This is a genomic window from Xenorhabdus sp. TH1, assembly GCF_037260955.1.
GTDB classification, from domain to species: domain Bacteria; phylum Pseudomonadota; class Gammaproteobacteria; order Enterobacterales; family Enterobacteriaceae; genus Xenorhabdus; species Xenorhabdus griffiniae.
On the sequence record NZ_CP147734.1, the window covers coordinates 980,622 to 996,433 of the forward strand.

Annotated in this window: 16 protein-coding genes and 3 pseudogenes; 14 read left to right on the plus strand and 5 right to left on the minus strand. The window is 38.5% G+C overall.

All coding sequences use genetic code 11. The features are described from left to right. Positions 1-201: 201 nt before the first annotated feature. The gene (locus WDV74_RS04290) at positions 202-609 is read left to right on the plus strand and encodes a tail fiber assembly protein (protein WP_338884834.1); all 408 of its coding nucleotides are present in this window, start codon (positions 202-204) and stop codon (positions 607-609) included. Between the two features lie 25 nt (positions 610-634). On the opposite strand, the gene WDV74_RS04295 is transcribed toward WDV74_RS04290, so the two are convergent. Continuing rightward, positions 635-1,714, minus strand: coding sequence for an acyltransferase (locus tag WDV74_RS04295; protein ID WP_338884836.1), 1,080 nt, complete (start codon positions 1,712-1,714; stop codon positions 635-637). 199 nt (positions 1,715-1,913) lie between these two features. Between WDV74_RS04295 and WDV74_RS04300 the strand changes: the two genes are divergently transcribed. After that, a complete protein-coding gene (locus WDV74_RS04300; RefSeq protein WP_338884837.1) occupies positions 1,914-2,579 on the plus strand; it encodes a tail fiber assembly protein in 666 nt (221 codons plus the stop codon). A gap of 44 nt (positions 2,580-2,623) precedes the next feature. Here the strand turns inward: WDV74_RS04300 and WDV74_RS04305 are convergent, their stop codons facing one another. Continuing rightward, positions 2,624-2,884 (minus strand): tail fiber assembly protein, encoded by a 261-nt coding sequence (locus tag WDV74_RS04305; protein ID WP_338885531.1) that lies wholly within the window; start codon positions 2,882-2,884, stop codon positions 2,624-2,626. A gap of 139 nt (positions 2,885-3,023) precedes the next feature. On the opposite strand from WDV74_RS04305, the gene WDV74_RS04310 reads away from it, so the two are divergent. Beyond that, the gene (locus WDV74_RS04310) at positions 3,024-3,749 is read left to right on the plus strand and encodes a hypothetical protein (RefSeq protein WP_338884838.1); all 726 of its coding nucleotides are present in this window, start codon (positions 3,024-3,026) and stop codon (positions 3,747-3,749) included. Between the two features lie 123 nt (positions 3,750-3,872). Beyond that, positions 3,873-3,965: pseudogene (locus WDV74_RS04315) on the plus strand (IS5/IS1182 family transposase); the annotation flags it as partial. A 98-nt stretch (positions 3,966-4,063) separates the two neighbouring features. On the opposite strand, the pseudogene WDV74_RS04320 reads toward WDV74_RS04315, so the two are convergent. Continuing rightward, positions 4,064-4,760 (minus strand): annotated as a pseudogene (locus tag WDV74_RS04320) (IS1 family transposase). A gap of 131 nt (positions 4,761-4,891) precedes the next feature. On the opposite strand from WDV74_RS04320, the gene WDV74_RS04325 reads away from it, so the two are divergent. Further along, positions 4,892-5,767 (plus strand): hypothetical protein, encoded by an 876-nt coding sequence (locus WDV74_RS04325; protein ID WP_338884839.1) that lies wholly within the window; start codon positions 4,892-4,894, stop codon positions 5,765-5,767. A 167-nt stretch (positions 5,768-5,934) separates the two neighbouring features. Here WDV74_RS04325 and WDV74_RS04330 read toward each other — a convergent pair. Further along, positions 5,935-6,279 (minus strand): annotated as a pseudogene (locus tag WDV74_RS04330) (transposase); the annotation flags it as partial. Between the two features lie 261 nt (positions 6,280-6,540). Here WDV74_RS04330 and WDV74_RS04335 point away from each other — a divergent pair. Both WDV74_RS04335 and WDV74_RS04340 read left to right on the plus strand, forming a co-directional pair. Next, the gene (locus WDV74_RS04335; RefSeq protein ID WP_338884841.1) at positions 6,541-6,792 is read left to right on the plus strand and encodes a glycosyltransferase family 25 protein; all 252 of its coding nucleotides are present in this window, start codon (positions 6,541-6,543) and stop codon (positions 6,790-6,792) included. 32 nt (positions 6,793-6,824) lie between these two features. Beyond that, positions 6,825-7,907: a glycosyltransferase gene (locus WDV74_RS04340; RefSeq protein ID WP_338884842.1), complete on the plus strand. Its 1,083-nt coding sequence runs from the start codon at positions 6,825-6,827 to the stop codon at positions 7,905-7,907. A gap of 105 nt (positions 7,908-8,012) precedes the next feature. On the opposite strand, the gene WDV74_RS04345 is transcribed toward WDV74_RS04340, so the two are convergent. Beyond that, a complete protein-coding gene (locus tag WDV74_RS04345) occupies positions 8,013-8,972 on the minus strand; it encodes a hypothetical protein (RefSeq protein ID WP_338884844.1) in 960 nt (319 codons plus the stop codon). 395 nt (positions 8,973-9,367) lie between these two features. Here WDV74_RS04345 and WDV74_RS04350 point away from each other — a divergent pair, with 395 nt between their 5' ends. From WDV74_RS04350 to WDV74_RS04380, 7 genes are all read left to right on the plus strand, one after another. Continuing rightward, a complete protein-coding gene (locus tag WDV74_RS04350) occupies positions 9,368-10,543 on the plus strand; it encodes a phage tail sheath protein (RefSeq protein WP_338884846.1) in 1,176 nt (391 codons plus the stop codon). An 11-nt stretch (positions 10,544-10,554) separates the two neighbouring features. Continuing rightward, the gene (locus tag WDV74_RS04355) at positions 10,555-11,073 is read left to right on the plus strand and encodes a phage major tail tube protein (RefSeq protein ID WP_338884848.1); all 519 of its coding nucleotides are present in this window, start codon (positions 10,555-10,557) and stop codon (positions 11,071-11,073) included. A 106-nt stretch (positions 11,074-11,179) separates the two neighbouring features. Next, positions 11,180-11,497: a phage tail assembly protein gene (locus tag WDV74_RS04360; protein WP_338884850.1), complete on the plus strand. Its 318-nt coding sequence runs from the start codon at positions 11,180-11,182 to the stop codon at positions 11,495-11,497. A gap of 11 nt (positions 11,498-11,508) precedes the next feature. Further along, positions 11,509-11,631, plus strand: a complete 123-nt coding sequence (locus tag WDV74_RS04365; RefSeq protein WP_338884851.1) for a GpE family phage tail protein — start codon at positions 11,509-11,511, stop codon at positions 11,629-11,631. Beyond that, positions 11,624-13,765 (plus strand): hypothetical protein, encoded by a 2,142-nt coding sequence (locus WDV74_RS04370; protein ID WP_338884852.1) that lies wholly within the window; start codon positions 11,624-11,626, stop codon positions 13,763-13,765. Before WDV74_RS04365 ends, WDV74_RS04370 begins: the two co-directional genes overlap by 8 nt. After that, positions 13,762-14,268, plus strand: a complete 507-nt coding sequence (locus tag WDV74_RS04375) for a phage tail protein (protein ID WP_338884853.1) — start codon at positions 13,762-13,764, stop codon at positions 14,266-14,268. Before WDV74_RS04370 ends, WDV74_RS04375 begins: the two co-directional genes overlap by 4 nt. Continuing rightward, a complete protein-coding gene (locus WDV74_RS04380) occupies positions 14,265-15,743 on the plus strand; it encodes a phage late control D family protein (RefSeq protein ID WP_338884854.1) in 1,479 nt (492 codons plus the stop codon). Before WDV74_RS04375 ends, WDV74_RS04380 begins: the two co-directional genes overlap by 4 nt. Positions 15,744-15,812: the final 69 nt, after the last annotated feature.

Genomic DNA, 15,812 nt, shown 5'->3' on the forward strand with positions numbered 1-15,812 from the left:
CGTTTCCGTTATCGTTTCCAGCACAATGCTGCATAATCATTGGTTCAGAACAGAGTAATACCAAAAACCCGACAGTAGCCACGTTTAGTCATATCGATAGATTTAGTTTCTTAGCTCGTGGCTGGAACCTCAATAGTAATAACGCTATTGCTATAGATTTCGGCTGGGTGGCAATCGGTTATTGATGAGAGAAAAATAAAAATGAAAATTTTTTGGTCAGCAACAACCAACGGTTTTTACCCGAGCGATATTCAATATGACCCACTGCCGGATGACCTGGTAGAAATATCTGTTGAAAACTGGCAACTGCTACTCTCAGGACAAGGAAGCGGAAAGATCATCAATTCTGGTAACAATGGCTATCCTGTTTTGACTGAGCAGCCGCCACCGTCAGGTACAGAGTTTATTGCAATGGTTGAGCAGCAGAAAAACTACCTAAAATCGACAACGAACAGTGAAATTAATTGGCGACAAGATACTGTTGATTTAGGTATCTCCACCGATATCGAAAAATCCGCATTAACCGAATGGCGCAAATACAGGGTGCTGTTCAATCGGGTGGATTACGCTACTGCCCCCGATATCCAATGGCCGGAGCAGCCGAAATAACAAACGGGGCACTACGCCCCGATAGTTATTTAGTATATTTGATTCTGAGTTCAAGAAATGGTTTTTCTATGAATTTGAATGTAATAATTGATAAAATAATTGTTATTGGAATAATTAAAAATGCAGCATTGGTAACAGCCTCAATATTATTTTTAGGTGGATTAAGTATTGTCAAATATGCAGCTTTAGATACTGCGAGATGAAGTAGATACATTGAAAAACTAAGGTTCCCCAAATAGGCAAGCGCCATATCAAACTTTTTTGGGATTTTGATATTACAAGACACATAACCATAAATCAAAAGACACCAAAAAAATGCCTCAATAGTGAACGAAAAAGGTATAAATAGGGGGGAGTTCTGGGAATTAAAATGCATAAACGCAGTTATACCAACTAAAGCAATAACAATCATGGTGGCTGATATAAAATTAGTTTCTCTGAAATAACCTTTTAAGTAAAAATATCCCGCAATCATTCCAATTAAAAATTGGTCTAATCTTCCGATAATAGAATGGTAAAGACGAGGGTAGACACCCGTTCCGTTGAAAATAACTAGAGATATTTTTATTAGAATAAAAACAATTATTATTCCGCTAATCGTTTTTATGCCGTCTTTTTTCATAAATATAATTAAAAATGGAAATAGAAGGTAAAATTGAAATTCTACTGCAATAGTCCAGATTGGCCCCATAGGATAATATTGATGCCCCCATCCAGTACTAGGATTGCCAGTATTCAGTTGTAATGTAAGTAACCTGAGGACATCCATAGGAGTGGACTGTGCTTGATTGATACAAATAACAATAAATACAAATAAAGTCGCCATTGGTGCTATTCTTAATATTCTATTTTTTATAAAACTCTTATATTCAATTTTTTTTCTTCCTGCATCCGAAATAATACAGAATAAAAATCCTGATAATACTAAAAATAAACTGACTCCCGTTGACCCCCACCGAAGCCATAGAGAGGCTAAATCAGATAAACTGTCAATTGTTCCAGAGTAAACAATTTTACCTCTGCAATGATGGAAAATAACTAAAATGGCAGCAAAAAATCTTAGATGGTCTAGTTTAGATAGGTAATTATAATTTAGTGTTTTCATTTTAAAGCTCTTTGTTTAATTTTGTCCATTACTTAATGGTACTTCAATGGAGTGAAGAAGTAACCTTAAACCTTAATGGTGAATTTAAATCAGTCAACCGAGCAGGTACTATATTGCCTACTTGTTGGTAACATAATAATAGATGTAAATCAGATGAATAGTATTTAATAAATCGAAAAAATGCATAAATAAAGACGGTTTGTCGGATGCGGTACGAATTAGCCGGATAATTAACGGAAAATCGTTGACGGGTGATGTGGATATTGATTTCCGCGATATTTTCGACACAGCGATTGATTTGGGCGGTCAAAACCTCAACGACCTGAATATCGCTGGATTGTATTATCAGAGTGCCAGTTCGCCTGATTTGGTACATCTGAATTATCCAGTTGGCCATGCAAGGTCACTGGCGGTGATAAAAACGGGCCGACACAGCGTAAAACAAACCTATACCGAGTGGTTGGGCTCTAATACATATATTCGGGTGTACAACGGCAGTTCAGGTCAATGGAGTGTTTGGAGCGAGTTATACACAACCACCAGTAAACCCACGGCGGCGGATTTGAGGCTGTACAGCCGTGCTGAAATTGATGATATCACCAGTCAAATATCCAGTCTCGGGGTGAAACAACAGTGGGTTGATGTGACAGCCAACGAGAATCTCATATCAGTTACAAAAACACAGCAGGCCAAATCTCAGAAAAAATATCTAATGATTCAAGCTACTGATGCTATTGCCCCGTTGCAATATGCTGTTGACCTCCAGATGGCAACGAATACGGAACAGAGCAAACTGACGGAATGGAAACGGTACTATCTCCTCCTGAACCGCGTAGACTGCTCGACAGCACCAAACATTGACTGACCTAAAGCGCCAGAATAACAATCAGGGGCTCTATGCCCCTATATTCATTTCGGCTGTTCCGGCCATTGGATATCAGGGGCGGTAGCGCAATCCACCTGATTGAGTAGCATCCGGTATTTATGCCATGCGGTTAATGCGGACGTTTCGGCGGTGGTGGCCATATTGAGGTCTACAACATCCTGTAGCGGGGCGACAGTAGAATTTGCTATTTCCATCAAACGTGATTTTTGACGTTTTGCAATTGAAATATAATCAGTCGGTATTTTTTCAATTTTTCCGTCAATATACCGCCATGGTAATTCCAGCGGGGTCGTACATGATTTTTACCGTATCGTCTGAAAACAGTGACTGGCACCCATACGAGTCCTGCCCATCGTCGGTTTGGCGGATACGGTACGAACGAGCCGAAAAATCAACGGTAAACCACTGACGGGTGACGTTACATTGAATGCCACTGATGTGGGGGCGTATAAAAAAGACGAATCCGACCGGAAATACCAGCCGTTGGGTAACTATGCCAGCTCCACCTCTGAAACGTTCACGGGTACAGTGAGAGCACCAAGTATCATCACTGGAACAGGGAATAATCTGAGCTACTTTTTTCAAAGGGATGGCGTTTGGGTATGGACAGTTCAACAAAATGGTATATGGAAAGGTGAAATTAAACATCCTAGTAGAGGAGGTGTATTTGCCTTGCAGGGAGACAGCTATACGAAAGGGGAGTCTGACAATAAATACCAACTGAAAGGAAATTACGTTAATAGAGGGGAATCTTATACCAAAAGTGAATCGGACAGCAGATATCAACCGCGTGGTAACTACCAGCCTGCGGGGAATTATGCGGTTAGGGGGGAATGCTATACCAAAGAAGAGTCTGATAGTAGGTATTTGAGAACAAAAGTTATTGGTTGGAAACTCTTGTATAATGGAGGTGGATTAAGTAGCGATGGTGTTAACATCAATGAGGATATTCGCGGTAAGATTGTTTGGGTTCTTGCTAATGACGATTGGAATTCATTTTGTTTACCTCCTGTTGATAATATACCGATGTGGTGTGGTAACACAGATAATAATTGGTGTACATTTAAAACGACCAATGGTGGAAGAAAAATCCATAGAGCATACGGGAAAGGGAATACTTCAATAAGAAAAGTTTATGTTGCTAGTTAGGAGATGTTGACGTTTTTATGAGGGGAAGTTTGAACAGCATAATGAACTAATATCATTGTATTCGCCAAAAAGCATTACTACGAACTATCATGCCAAGAATAAAGAATGGGTTGTCTTTGACCGGATTTACCCGCCGAATTTAGAAAATGGAATACGGTTTTTAAGAACTTGAATAAATGGCCAAGGAAGGTGTTTTTTTATTTGTTATTCAAATTATTTTATTGCTTAAACTACTACGCCTGAACATTCTGAATAATTTATGAACACAAAATGTGGTCACGTATTCAAGATGTTGATTGGTCTTAAATAGAATATTATCTTTCGATAAAAGTCCCGATGACTTTGTCATGCAGTTATGCATTTCCGGTGATTTTGAATAACCAATGTCTTACGATTCAGCCGCTGAATTTGGTTTCTAAGAATGAGATTTTCACGTTCAATGCGTTGCGTAAAACTTTTTCCGATGAAGTAGTTATCTGTGGACAACAAGTTGTAAGCTTTGAATTTATCGGTACACCAAAAAGCAACTTTAAAGTGCGATAATTTTTTGAGCAGTTTCTTCAATGTCTTTTTGCTTCGTCGGCCGAAAGTATGTGCAATAATATGCTTCAGACGAGGCTCCCAAGCATACCATAACCAACATTGCTGCTTTTTATTTCCAATAAATGAGCAATGAGCACATCTCATCGACTTCACAGAGGAGATGGATTTCCATATACTCCAGCGGTAATATAGTTACACATCGTGGGGATTATTTTTTAAAGTGCGAACGACAGTATTAATACTGATATGCAATGCCTGTGCAGTGTCACGGATGCCAGTATGATTCATTGCAAGATCCACAACTTATTCTTTTATGCCGACCCGGCAAGCACGAAAAGCATATTCAAGCTTAAAAGTACGTCGACAAGACAGGCAACGATAACGCTGACGTTCACCTTGACCTGTATCATGTTTTCTTACCGATTCAGTTTGTTGACAAAATCTACATTTCACTTCTACAGTTGTCATCTTATTTCCTGAAAAAGTGAGGAGTATGCATGAGAAACAACAAATTGAATGCATGACCCAAAATGTCAATCACCCCTAACCCATTTAGGTTATTATCTTGTGATTGTTTACATGAAATATCAGGAACACTAATGTTTGGTTGGAAGAAAGCTAGCTTTGATAACTATGTAGAAGCATATAATTTGTACGGTGGAGGAATATCAACTTCCCCTGAGGTACTTCAATTTTTACATTGCAGACTTAATTTTAATGAAAAGTATTTCGTTAAAATAGATGGTAATGGCAATATACTGGCGGCGGTATGTGTTTGGGATGCTAATTATTTAGCTGGTGATCCTAACGTATCACAAAAATTTTCTAATCCTTATCCTGTTTGTTCTGATGAAATTATTCTCCCAATTAAGCAGGGGCATCAGTGTGTATTGCCATTTAAATCAAAATTTCTTTCATGTAAAAATGCAGACAATGTTATTAATGGATTCCATATATTAAATGCTCATCGTGAAATATGTTTTGTAAAAAAACTATCAGGTAAAACAGTCAATACAAGAAATAGGGAATTAAAAAGATTTTTTAATAATGGTGGTAAGTTAATTAATATTTTAAACATAACAACAGATGAATTTGTTGACATTTATGATGAGTTATTCTTTATGCGTCGACAAATTCATATTGATAAAAAAGCGATAAAAGAACTACTGGATGAAATACCTTCTTTGAAATTTGGTAATATTTTATTTTGGAACAATAACCCAGCTGCTGTTCAGTTTGTTATAAAAAAACAGTGTGTTAATTGGATTAACTTTGATTTTATTAATATTGGTAGAGATATGAATCTTCAAGATAGCTCTATTGGAACAATTGCTATGTGGGTTAATGTCAGAGATGCTATAACGCTTTCAGAAAAAGAAGAGGTTGAAATGAGGTTTAGTTTTGGCCGTCCTACATTTGACTACAAAGAGCGTTGGTGTACAAAAGAAAAGTTATACAGAGTTATCACACTTTAAAAATAACATTATCGTAATATAATTTTGCGCAATTTAAATAAAAAATTTTTTCAATTCATGCGGAGCGCTACATTCATGTTTATACAAAAGTGGAGGTTGATAATCGTTTTATTAAGTTAGATTCTCATACTAAAATATCAGGATATATTTTATCTAGATTGTGTCCCTTAATTATATAATCTTCGGTAAAATAGTCGAATACAACCTAATTTCACCATGGACAGATAATTACGTGCAGTCTTTTCATAATGTGTTGCGATACGCCGATTTCCTTTGAGAAAACCGAAACAGCGTTCAACAACATTCCGATGGCGATAGAACTGTTTATCAAATTGAATACACCCATCACTATTCCCTTTTTCATTGATTTTATAAGGAATAATGCGTTTTATTCTCAATTTGCGAAGGTAACCGCGAAATTTTCCTCCCGAATAGTCTTTATCTTCCAGCACGACTTTGCCACGCCGTTTCATAAAACCATTCTTGCGTTGCACGCCAACTCCGTCGAGCAAGGAGAGCACGTAGAGGTGACTATGATCATGTACAGTATTTAGACTAACGTCACAAAATGATGCAATGGCTCGCTGACTACATTGATGAAACATAAAATCCTGCTAATATAATTAATCAAAATTTAATATGGTGTAATTTGGAAGTTTTTGTCATTAACTTAGAAAAAGATATAGATCACAAACTATCAATACAAAACCAGTTAAAAAAAGTTAATCTTGATGCTGAATTTATTACAGTGGTGTATGGGAAAGAAATGTCTGATGAACAACTCTAAAAAAATTTTTTGTCCAGACTTCAATAAAATATATCTAACTCTTAGTGAAGTTAGGTGTTCAATGAGTCATCTGAATATCTATAAGAAAATAATATATAATAATATTCCTATCTCACTCTTGCTGGAAGATGATGCTAAACGGGATCATTGTTTACCTAATGTATTACAAACTATAGAATTAGTAGCAATGAGTGAAAAACCTATCGTGTTTTTACTCAGTAAGCCTAATGAATATTAGGATTCTTTCAAAGTTCAACTGTTGGAATTATGATGAAGAAAAATAAAATTTTCATTGCTGGATATAATCTAAGTGGATTTGGCGGTATGGAAACAGTTTTCAATAATTTTTACCGATTAATGTCCACACCTAAAGATGGATATGAAATATTATTTGTTTTTTTCGAGGATAAGTTCAAAAACCCTGATGATCAGTGGCTTGATAACAAAAATTACATTCGTATCAAATCGAACATTAAAAACACAAAATTAAGAAGATTACATTTCGCATATAAATTTTCAAAATTAATCTTACAGCATAATCCAGAACATATTATTTCTTACGATTCGTTAACATGCTATATATCACTATGGGCAAGAAGATTTAATTTAAGTAGTACTAATATCCTTTCTTGGTGTCATTTTACATTACATAACATGTATAAGGCAGAATATATGTTATTAGCAGATAAACATTTAGCTATCAGTTCTGGAATTACCAAACAACTCTACAATATAGGAGTTAACTCAGACAATATTTACACTATTTATAATCCTGTGACACCGAAACACGAGGTAATAAGCCGTTCAGAAAACAACATTTCTTTTTTATATTTAGGCAGAATCACTTTTAGTGGACAAAAAAATCTAAAAGAACTATTTTTATCACTTTCTAGAATAAATGGAAATTGGTCATTAAATATTGTTGGCTCTGGTGAAGATCAAGAAATTGACAAACTAAAAGAACTTGCACTTTTTCTTAAAATTGAAAATAGAATAAAGTGGCATGGCTGGCAACAAAACCCTTGGGTATATGTTCAGAAAAAAATTAAGAATGTAACTTGTTTATTGTTAACTTCATCTTATGAAGGCTTCCCAATGGTTTTATGTGAAGCGATATCTTATGGAGTCTATGTAATTAGTTCTAATTGCCAAACAGGTACTATTGATATTGTCAAAGAAGGTGTTAATGGAGAATTATATCCACTGAACGATGTGGATTCTTTATATAAGAAATTACAATCCATTATAGATGGAAAGCAACTTCCTGATTACTCATTAGTAAAAGAATCCATATCTGAATATTATGATGATATATATTACGAAAAAATCAAAAAAATATTAAATAACACGTAATTAAAATTTTAAAAAGGGGATCATTCTCCCCTACTCTATTACACAAAAATATCATCAAACCGCATGGTTAGTTCTTATTCACTGAGTATAGCTACCAAAAATAAGCTATGCTGTTCGATACCAGCCCATTAACATCACATAGGCATTTTTGACATTGATTGCTACCCCACTGCCGCTATTGGCTGTAGTACCTGAAAAACTGTGTTTATGCGCTCCAATCGATACTGTATGCGAATGATTACCGTCCAAGCTCGTATTATATTTACTGTTATTGGAGTCTGCGCGATTCGCTCCAAAATTGTTTAGCGTATTATCGTATGTCCCATGTCGCGCATTGGATGGATGATCGTCCCCCCAGCCACTGTCATGATAGTGAAGGCCACTGTAATTAGTGGTTTTTGAACCATAATCAAAACTAGAAGTATTACCTGAAAAACTATGACCATGCGCAGGCAGGTTATTAACTGTCAATATAACAGTATCACTACCACCTGTTGACAATACATCTGAGCCATTTGCAGTGGCTAAACGAATAGTTCGATTTTCACCAATATATCTCCATGATGTCCCAGGAAATAAATTATTCGGATTTTTATTTTGCGCAAACCATAAAACTATCCCAATGGGATACACCAGATTTATTAAATCACCACGCGGTTGATATCTGCTATCTGATTCACTCTTGGAATACGCCCCTACCTCCCCCGCAGTCGGCTTATTTTTAGTGGTATATATCTCTGTCCAATCCTCTTCAAATCCAACCCTATCCCTAGCTGAGCGATAGGCTATACCACCATTCTTATATATTGATTTTAACTGGAGTGCAGGTGTGCTGCCTATACCTATATTAAAATGAACAACTATTGCAGAATGTCCAACTAACTGGGCATTATATGCCCCGGATGATGCATTCCATGGGACGCCATTTTCTCCTTGAACACTGTTTGTTAAACCCCAAGGAAACGCCCCTACATCGGTAGCATTCACCGTAATATCTGCTGACAGCGGTTTCCCGTTAATTTTTCGGTTATTGGGCACCGTTCCTGATAAACCGAGGTTTTTCACAATCTCTGGATCCTTATGAACCTAACTAAGATCCAATCTCCTATTCCCTGAAAATCAATATAAATAGAGGTGAAAAAGTCCCAATTTAGTTTGTCAAAAAGTAACCAAAAACCAGAATTACTTGAAACAATACTAAATGGAATGAATTTTGAACTAATTTTGAGTTAACAATAAGCCAAAAGGGTTCGTTATTTGATCAGCGAAAGGCCACTCACCAAAAGCTATTAATTTCTCTCTACCCGCCCAACAATAAATCAAATATAAAATTAAAATATTGATTATTAATAAAAATATTAATCTAGATTTGTACCTTCCCCCACACACCGCCAATCGAATGATTTCTCCCATCCAATCCGCCAATATATCAGCACACCTTAACAGGAGAGAACGCTAATATGGCACAAGATTATCATCACGGAGTCCGTGTTCAGGAAATTAACGAAGGCACGCGCACCATCACTACCGTTAGCACCGCTATCGTAGGTATGGTCTGTACTGCACCTGACGCAGACGAAAAAACATTTCCATTAAACACACCGGTATTACTGACTGACGTTATGAGCGCCATTGGTAAAGCTGGTGAAAAAGGCACTTTGGCCACATCACTGAAAGCAATTGCAGCACAGGCACAACCTATCACTGTCGTGGTTCGTGTGGCTGAGGGTGAAACTCTAGAAGAAACCTTTACTAACATCATCGGTGACGTTACGCCAGAAGGTAAGAAAACGGGTATGAAGGCACTGCTCGCTGCGCAAAGCCAGCTCGGTGTTAAACCTCGCATTCTGGGTGTTCCGGGGCTGGATTCAAAAGCTGTAGCTACTGAACTGGCCGTTATTGCTAAGCAACTGAAAGCAATGGCATATGTAAGCGCTTATAGCTGCAAAACTGTTCCTGAAGTCATCAAGTATTGCGAGTCCTTCAGCCAGCGTGAACTGATGGTGATTTGGCCTGATTTCCTAAGATGGGATAAGGGGGAAGTTATCGCACCTGCGACGGCTTATGCACTGGGCTTGCGCGCTAAAATCGACGAAGAGATCGGTTGGCACAAAACTCTGTCCAATGTGGGCGTTAACGGCGTAACGGGTCTGTCTGCCGATGTTTTCTGGGATCTACAAGAGACTGGAACGGACTCTGATCTGTTGAACCAGAATCACATCACAACACTGATCCGTAAAAACGGTTTTCGTTTCTGGGGTTCACGCACTTGTGCTGGTCCTGATTCTGATGAGTCACTGTTCCAGTTCGAAAGCTACACCCGTACTGCTCAGGTTCTGGCTGACACCATGGCTGACGCGCATATGTGGGCAATCGACAAGCCGCTGACTCCATCGCTGGTTCGCGACATTATCGAAGGTATCAATGCTAAGTTCCGCGAACTGAAAGCCGGTGGTTACATCATTGATGGTCGTTGCTGGTATGACGACAAAATCAACGATAAAGACACCCTGAAAGCCGGAAAACTGACCATCGATTATAACTATACCCCTGTACCGCCACTGGAAAACATGATGTTACGCCAGCGCTTTACAGATAGTTACCTGATGGATTTCGCGAAAAATATCAATAAATAAGGGGCTAACTGATGGCATTACCTCGCAAACTTAAATACCTGAACTTGTTCAATGATGGCAACAACTATCAGGGACTCGTGGAAGAGCTAACGCTTCCTAAGTTAAGTCGCAAGCTGGAAGCCTATCGTGGTGCTGGTATGAATGGCAGCGCAATGGTGGATTTAGGTCTGGATGAAGGCGCACTGGATGCTGAATTCACTCTGGGTGGCGTTGAAGATCAACTGTACAAACAGTGGGGTATCGCGAAAGCCGACGGTGTCATGCTGCGCTTTGCTGGTTCTTTTGAGAGTGAAGATAACGGTGAAGTGGTTGCAGTCGAAGTTGTAATGCGTGGTCGTTTTCAGGAGTTTGATCACGGTACTTATAAACAAGGTGATAACACCCAGACAAAAATCACGGCCAAAAATACTTATTTCAAACTGACATGGAATGGTGAAGAACTGATTGAAATCGACACCATCAATATGGTTGAAAAAGTAGGTGGGGAAGATCGTCTGGAGCAGCATCGCCGCGCTATCGGTCTTTTTTAATCGCTTCTTTTAGCAATTAACTTTTTTAAAACTTATTTCCTGTCTCATCAGTGTATTAATCGTGCTTGTTGAGACAGGTTTCTAATCGGATAAACAAGGTTGAACCATGACAGAAACACTGAATACTCAAAATGACGATCTGCGCACCATTGAATTGGAAGTACCACTGGCGCGAGGCAACGGCGAAATTACGGAAGTGATGGTACGCAAACCTAACAGCGGTGCGTTGCGCGGTGTACGTTTACAGGCATTGCTGGAAATGGATGTGGATTCTATGCTGCTTGTCTTGCCGCGTGTTACCACCCCTGCATTGACCAAAAATGACCTGATGATGATGTCACCTGGTGATCTGATTAATCTCAGTGTGGAGGTGGTCAATTTTTTGTTGCCGAAGTCGGTCAAGTCCGATTCCCAGAACGATTAACCGTTGATGAATTGGTGGCAGATATCGCCACCGTTTTTCACTGGACTCCGGCAGACACAGATACAATGTCACTGTCGGAATTATTGAGCTGGCGACATCGGGCCATTTTAAGAAGTGGTGCAGAAAATGAGTAATATACAGTCACAGCTAAACAAGGTACTGAGTACCGTTGGAAAGCTGACCAGTTCCTTTAAATCTTTTCAACAGCATCAGAAAAAACTGGTAGGTTCAGTTGATGAAATTTATAACCAGTTTAAAAAACTTGATAAGACTGTTGAAGGATTAAAACCTATTGTAGGTTATGCGCAGGAAACTGCGCGTATGCGCGCTGATATTAAGGCTTATAATCAAACCATTAAACAGTCTTTGGCTGTGCAGAAAAACTCCACTAAAGTAGTACAAGTTAACACTGCTAGCCAATCAGCCAATATTATCCAAACTACGCAGAATATTAGACAAGAAAATTCATCCAGTAAGAAAAATAAATTTAACCTTGGTGTATCTGGAAATATAACTAACAATTTTACATTGCTAGATAAGTTGATTATTAATATTAATCCAAAGATAATAATTTTATTTGGCACGTTGAAAAAAATTAAAGCAGTTTTGAAATTTCCCACTAGTTTAGTGAAAGCATCGTTTCAAGTTCTGATTAATTCTATAAAAATTTTTGGCAGTGTTGGTATAAGAATTTTTGGTTCTCTGAAAGTTAGTCTCCGTATCTTTGGGATTTTATCTATTCAGATTTTTGGAGCATTAAAAATTCGGCTAAATCTTTTTGGAAAGATAGGCATTAGAGTTTTTCGTTTATTGCGTATTGGATTGAATATCTTTGGGCAATTAGGTGTCCGAATATTTGGTTCATTGAAAATTAGTTTGAATATTTTTGCTCAGTTGGGGATACGAATTTTTGGCTCTTTAAGAATTGGTTTAAGTATATTTGGTCAATTAGGTGTAAGAGTATTTAGTTACTTGGGAAGCAGCTTCAATATATTGGGTAGTGTTGGAGGGAAAGTTTTTGGTTTTCTCAGAAATTCATTAAATACACTATTCAGTAGCAGTAATAAAATTGGTATTTTTATAAGGTTAAGAAAAGGTATAGGAAGATTAGGAAATATTGGACAGCAAGTATTTAGCTTTTTAGGTAATGGTATAAATATTCTGGCAAGTGTTGGTGTAAAAGGCTTGTCCTTTTTAAGTCGTGCTTTTAGTGTATTAGGTAAAGCAATGCTGTTTATTGGCCGAGCTATGATGGCAAACCCTATTCTTGCCATTATTGGTGTTATCGCAATGGCTGCTATTTATATTTGGCAGAGTTGGGAAACATTAGGCCCCAAATTCACTGCTTTGTGGGAAAACATCAAAAATGTTTGTAGCAATGCATGGCAGGGAATTAAAGACCGAGTTAGTGCTGCTTGGGAAGGTATTAAAAGTTATTTCATGGATGGTGGATTAATCGGACTTATTTACCAAAATTGGGACACGATTAAACAAAGTGCCTCAGAAACTTGGGGATCAGTTAAAGCTAAAATAGGTGAAGTTTGGGGCTCCGTTAAACAGAATACTTTAGAAATTTGGGAGAGCGTTAAAAAATCAATTTCAGATAGATGGAGTGAAATTGTTGCTGATGCTCAATCTATTCCTGAAAAATTAAAAGCGGCTGGCTCAGCAATGATCGATAGTTTACTAATTGGTATTCAAGAAAAATGGGAAAACCTGAAAAGTAAATTCGCTTCTATTACTGATTGGTTTAAATCGTGGTGGTCTGGTGATGATAAAGAGGAAATTACCGTAAAAACATCACAGGAAATCACCAAGAGTGACGCATCTCAGCAGGCAAAACAGATTACTCAACATGATAAAGGAGGATTTATTCCAGCCGGGAAACTAGGTCTTGTAGGGGAATATGGCCCTGAAATTATCAATGGCCCAGTTAACGTTACCAGCCGGAAAAATACTGCGAAACTCGCTGCTTTGGGTCTTGGTGTTAGTTTAATGTCACTGCCGGTTGCGGCACAGGATGCACCATTACACGCCCAGAGTTTACCTGCTCATGCTTATGAGGAAGTGCAGGCGAAACGGGAGCGAAGTCAGCCACAGCAATACAGTGGCGTAGCACCGCAATATAACATCTATGTTTATAGCACTCAGGGACAATCCGCGCAGGATATTGCCCGTGTGGTCAGGCAGGAATTGGAACAAAGGGAACGTATGCACCAAGCGCGTATGCGTAGCTCACTTTCAGACAGAGGAGAAGATTTCTCATGATGGCTGCACTTGGTTTGTTTGTTTTTATGCTGAAAACAACGCCTTATCAGACTTTTCAATATAAACAGAGTTGGCGACATACCTTCAACAGCCGCGTGGGAGCGCGGCCTGCCTGGCAGTTCGTCGGTTCAGACAATGATACTATTACGTTATCAGGGGAGCTTTATCCTGAACTGACAGGTGGCTCACTTTCATTAACTGCATTGAAATTGATGGCTGATAGTGGCAAGGCGTGGTCTTTTATTGATGGCAGTGGTGCCATTTACGGTATGTTCGTTATCGAAAGTATTGATGAAACAAAAACAGAATTTATGTCAGGCGGTGCAGCCAGGAAAATCAGTTTCGCGCTGACTTTGCGACGTGTCGATAATAACTTGCTCGAAATGTTGGGCGATTTGCAGGAGCAACTTTCTGATATCAAAAAAGATTTACCCAATCTGTCAAAGAAACTTTCTGCATTTAAAGATGGTGTTATTGATAAAGTCAATGGAGTGTTCTCATGATCGATTTTGAAAAGTGGATACCCGACACGAATTGGACCCCCCAGTTTGATTTGGTCATTGGAAAAATCAGTGAGCCTGCTTTTCGTCTGGAAATCAACAACAAGGATATCAGTGGGAAGATCCAATCACGCCTGATGTCATTAACATTGACGGATAATCGTGGTTTGGAATCAGACCAGCTCGATATTGAGTTGGATGATGCGGATGGCATGCTGATGCTGCCTCGTCGTGGCGATATTCTTACATTAGAGCTGGGGTGGCATGGTCATTCCTTAACGCCGAAAGGAAAATTTGTGATTGATGAAATTGAACATGTTGGTGCGCCAGATCGATTAACCATTCGTGCCCGTAGTGCAGATTTTCGTGGTGATCTGAATGTGAAACGGGAAGCATCTTACCATAAATGCACTTTAGGCAATATTGTCAGCACCATTGCGGCCAGAAATAAATTGGCGTTTAAGATAAGCTCAGAGTTAGAAAACATCTCTATGCATGTCGATCAAACAAATGAATCTGACGTCAGCTTTTTGACTCGATTGGCAAAACAGGAAGGCGCGATCGCTTCAGTCAAAAATGGCGAATTATTGTTTGTTCAGCAGGGGCAGAATAAAACGGTGAGTGGTCAGCGTATTCCACCTGTGCTGATTACGCGTAACTCAGGGGATAGCCACAGGTTTTCTCTGTCCGATCGTGAGGCCTATACTGGTGTAGTTGCCCAATGGTTGGATACACGTACAGCGTCTAAACAGACGGTTAAACTGAGGCGAAAGGAAACAAAAGAAGGAAAAGCTGAAATTATCTTTGAATATGCAAGCAGTAGTAGTCAATCATCAGGCAAAGAGCCGGCTCAAAAAGATAAAAATGCTACTAAAAAAGAGGGGGAAATTTCCAGGCAAAAGCAACCACAATCCACTAAACAGGGCAAAAATCTTAAATCTAAATCACCTGTACCAAGTAAAGTTAATTTGGCGAAAAAAAAACCAAAAGCTAAAGGTCGTGGAAAGCCAACTTATATTCAAAAGGGGAATAACAAGAAAAGCAAAGATAACGGCAGTATTGAGATAGAAGCAAATTTCGATATTGAAGCAAGTTCATCTTATAAAGAACAACGTGAATCAACAGTAGAAAACCATCAAACAACTACGGTACAGCAAGAATCTGCAAGCTATTTGGTAGGAACTGAGGAAAATATTCTGACGCTTTCGCACATTTATTCTAACAAAGAAAGTGCAGAGCGTGCCGCTATCGCTGTTTGGAAAAAAATGCAACGAGGAGCTGCACAGTTCTCTATTACATTAGCATTGGGGCGTGCTGATATTTATCCTGAAACTCCCATCCAGTTAGAGGGTTTTAAGCCAGAAATTGATGGAACTGACTGGACCTTGGTCAAAGTCACTCACACACTCAATGACAGTGGTTTTACGACATCATTAGATCTCGAAATAAAAATAGACGAAATTGAAATGAGTTCTTGATCTCGTTATGAGATCTTTGGTATATTATTCACCAGACGAGATGGTGTTTTTTCAAGACAGTTATTTCAA

Bases quoted from the DNA above. Each gene is read 5' to 3' on its own strand.
- WDV74_RS04335 (WP_338884841.1), top strand. From the start codon at position 6,541: ATGAACAACTCTAAAAAAATTTTTTGTCCAGACTTCAATAAAATATAT.
- WDV74_RS04290 (WP_338884834.1), top strand. From the start codon at position 202: ATGAAAATTTTTTGGTCAGCAACAACCAACGGTTTTTACCCGAGCGAT.
- WDV74_RS04340 (WP_338884842.1), top strand. From the start codon at position 6,825: ATGAAGAAAAATAAAATTTTCATTGCTGGATATAATCTAAGTGGATTT.
- WDV74_RS04360 (WP_338884850.1), top strand. From the start codon at position 11,180: ATGACAGAAACACTGAATACTCAAAATGACGATCTGCGCACCATTGAA.
- WDV74_RS04355 (WP_338884848.1), top strand. From the start codon at position 10,555: ATGGCATTACCTCGCAAACTTAAATACCTGAACTTGTTCAATGATGGC.
- WDV74_RS04295 (WP_338884836.1), bottom strand. From the start codon at position 1,714: ATGAAAACACTAAATTATAATTACCTATCTAAACTAGACCATCTAAGA.
- WDV74_RS04375 (WP_338884853.1), top strand. From the start codon at position 13,762: ATGATGGCTGCACTTGGTTTGTTTGTTTTTATGCTGAAAACAACGCCT.
- WDV74_RS04370 (WP_338884852.1), top strand. From the start codon at position 11,624: ATGAGTAATATACAGTCACAGCTAAACAAGGTACTGAGTACCGTTGGA.
- WDV74_RS04380 (WP_338884854.1), top strand. From the start codon at position 14,265: ATGATCGATTTTGAAAAGTGGATACCCGACACGAATTGGACCCCCCAG.
- WDV74_RS04325 (WP_338884839.1), top strand. From the start codon at position 4,892: ATGTTTGGTTGGAAGAAAGCTAGCTTTGATAACTATGTAGAAGCATAT.
- WDV74_RS04350 (WP_338884846.1), top strand. From the start codon at position 9,368: ATGGCACAAGATTATCATCACGGAGTCCGTGTTCAGGAAATTAACGAA.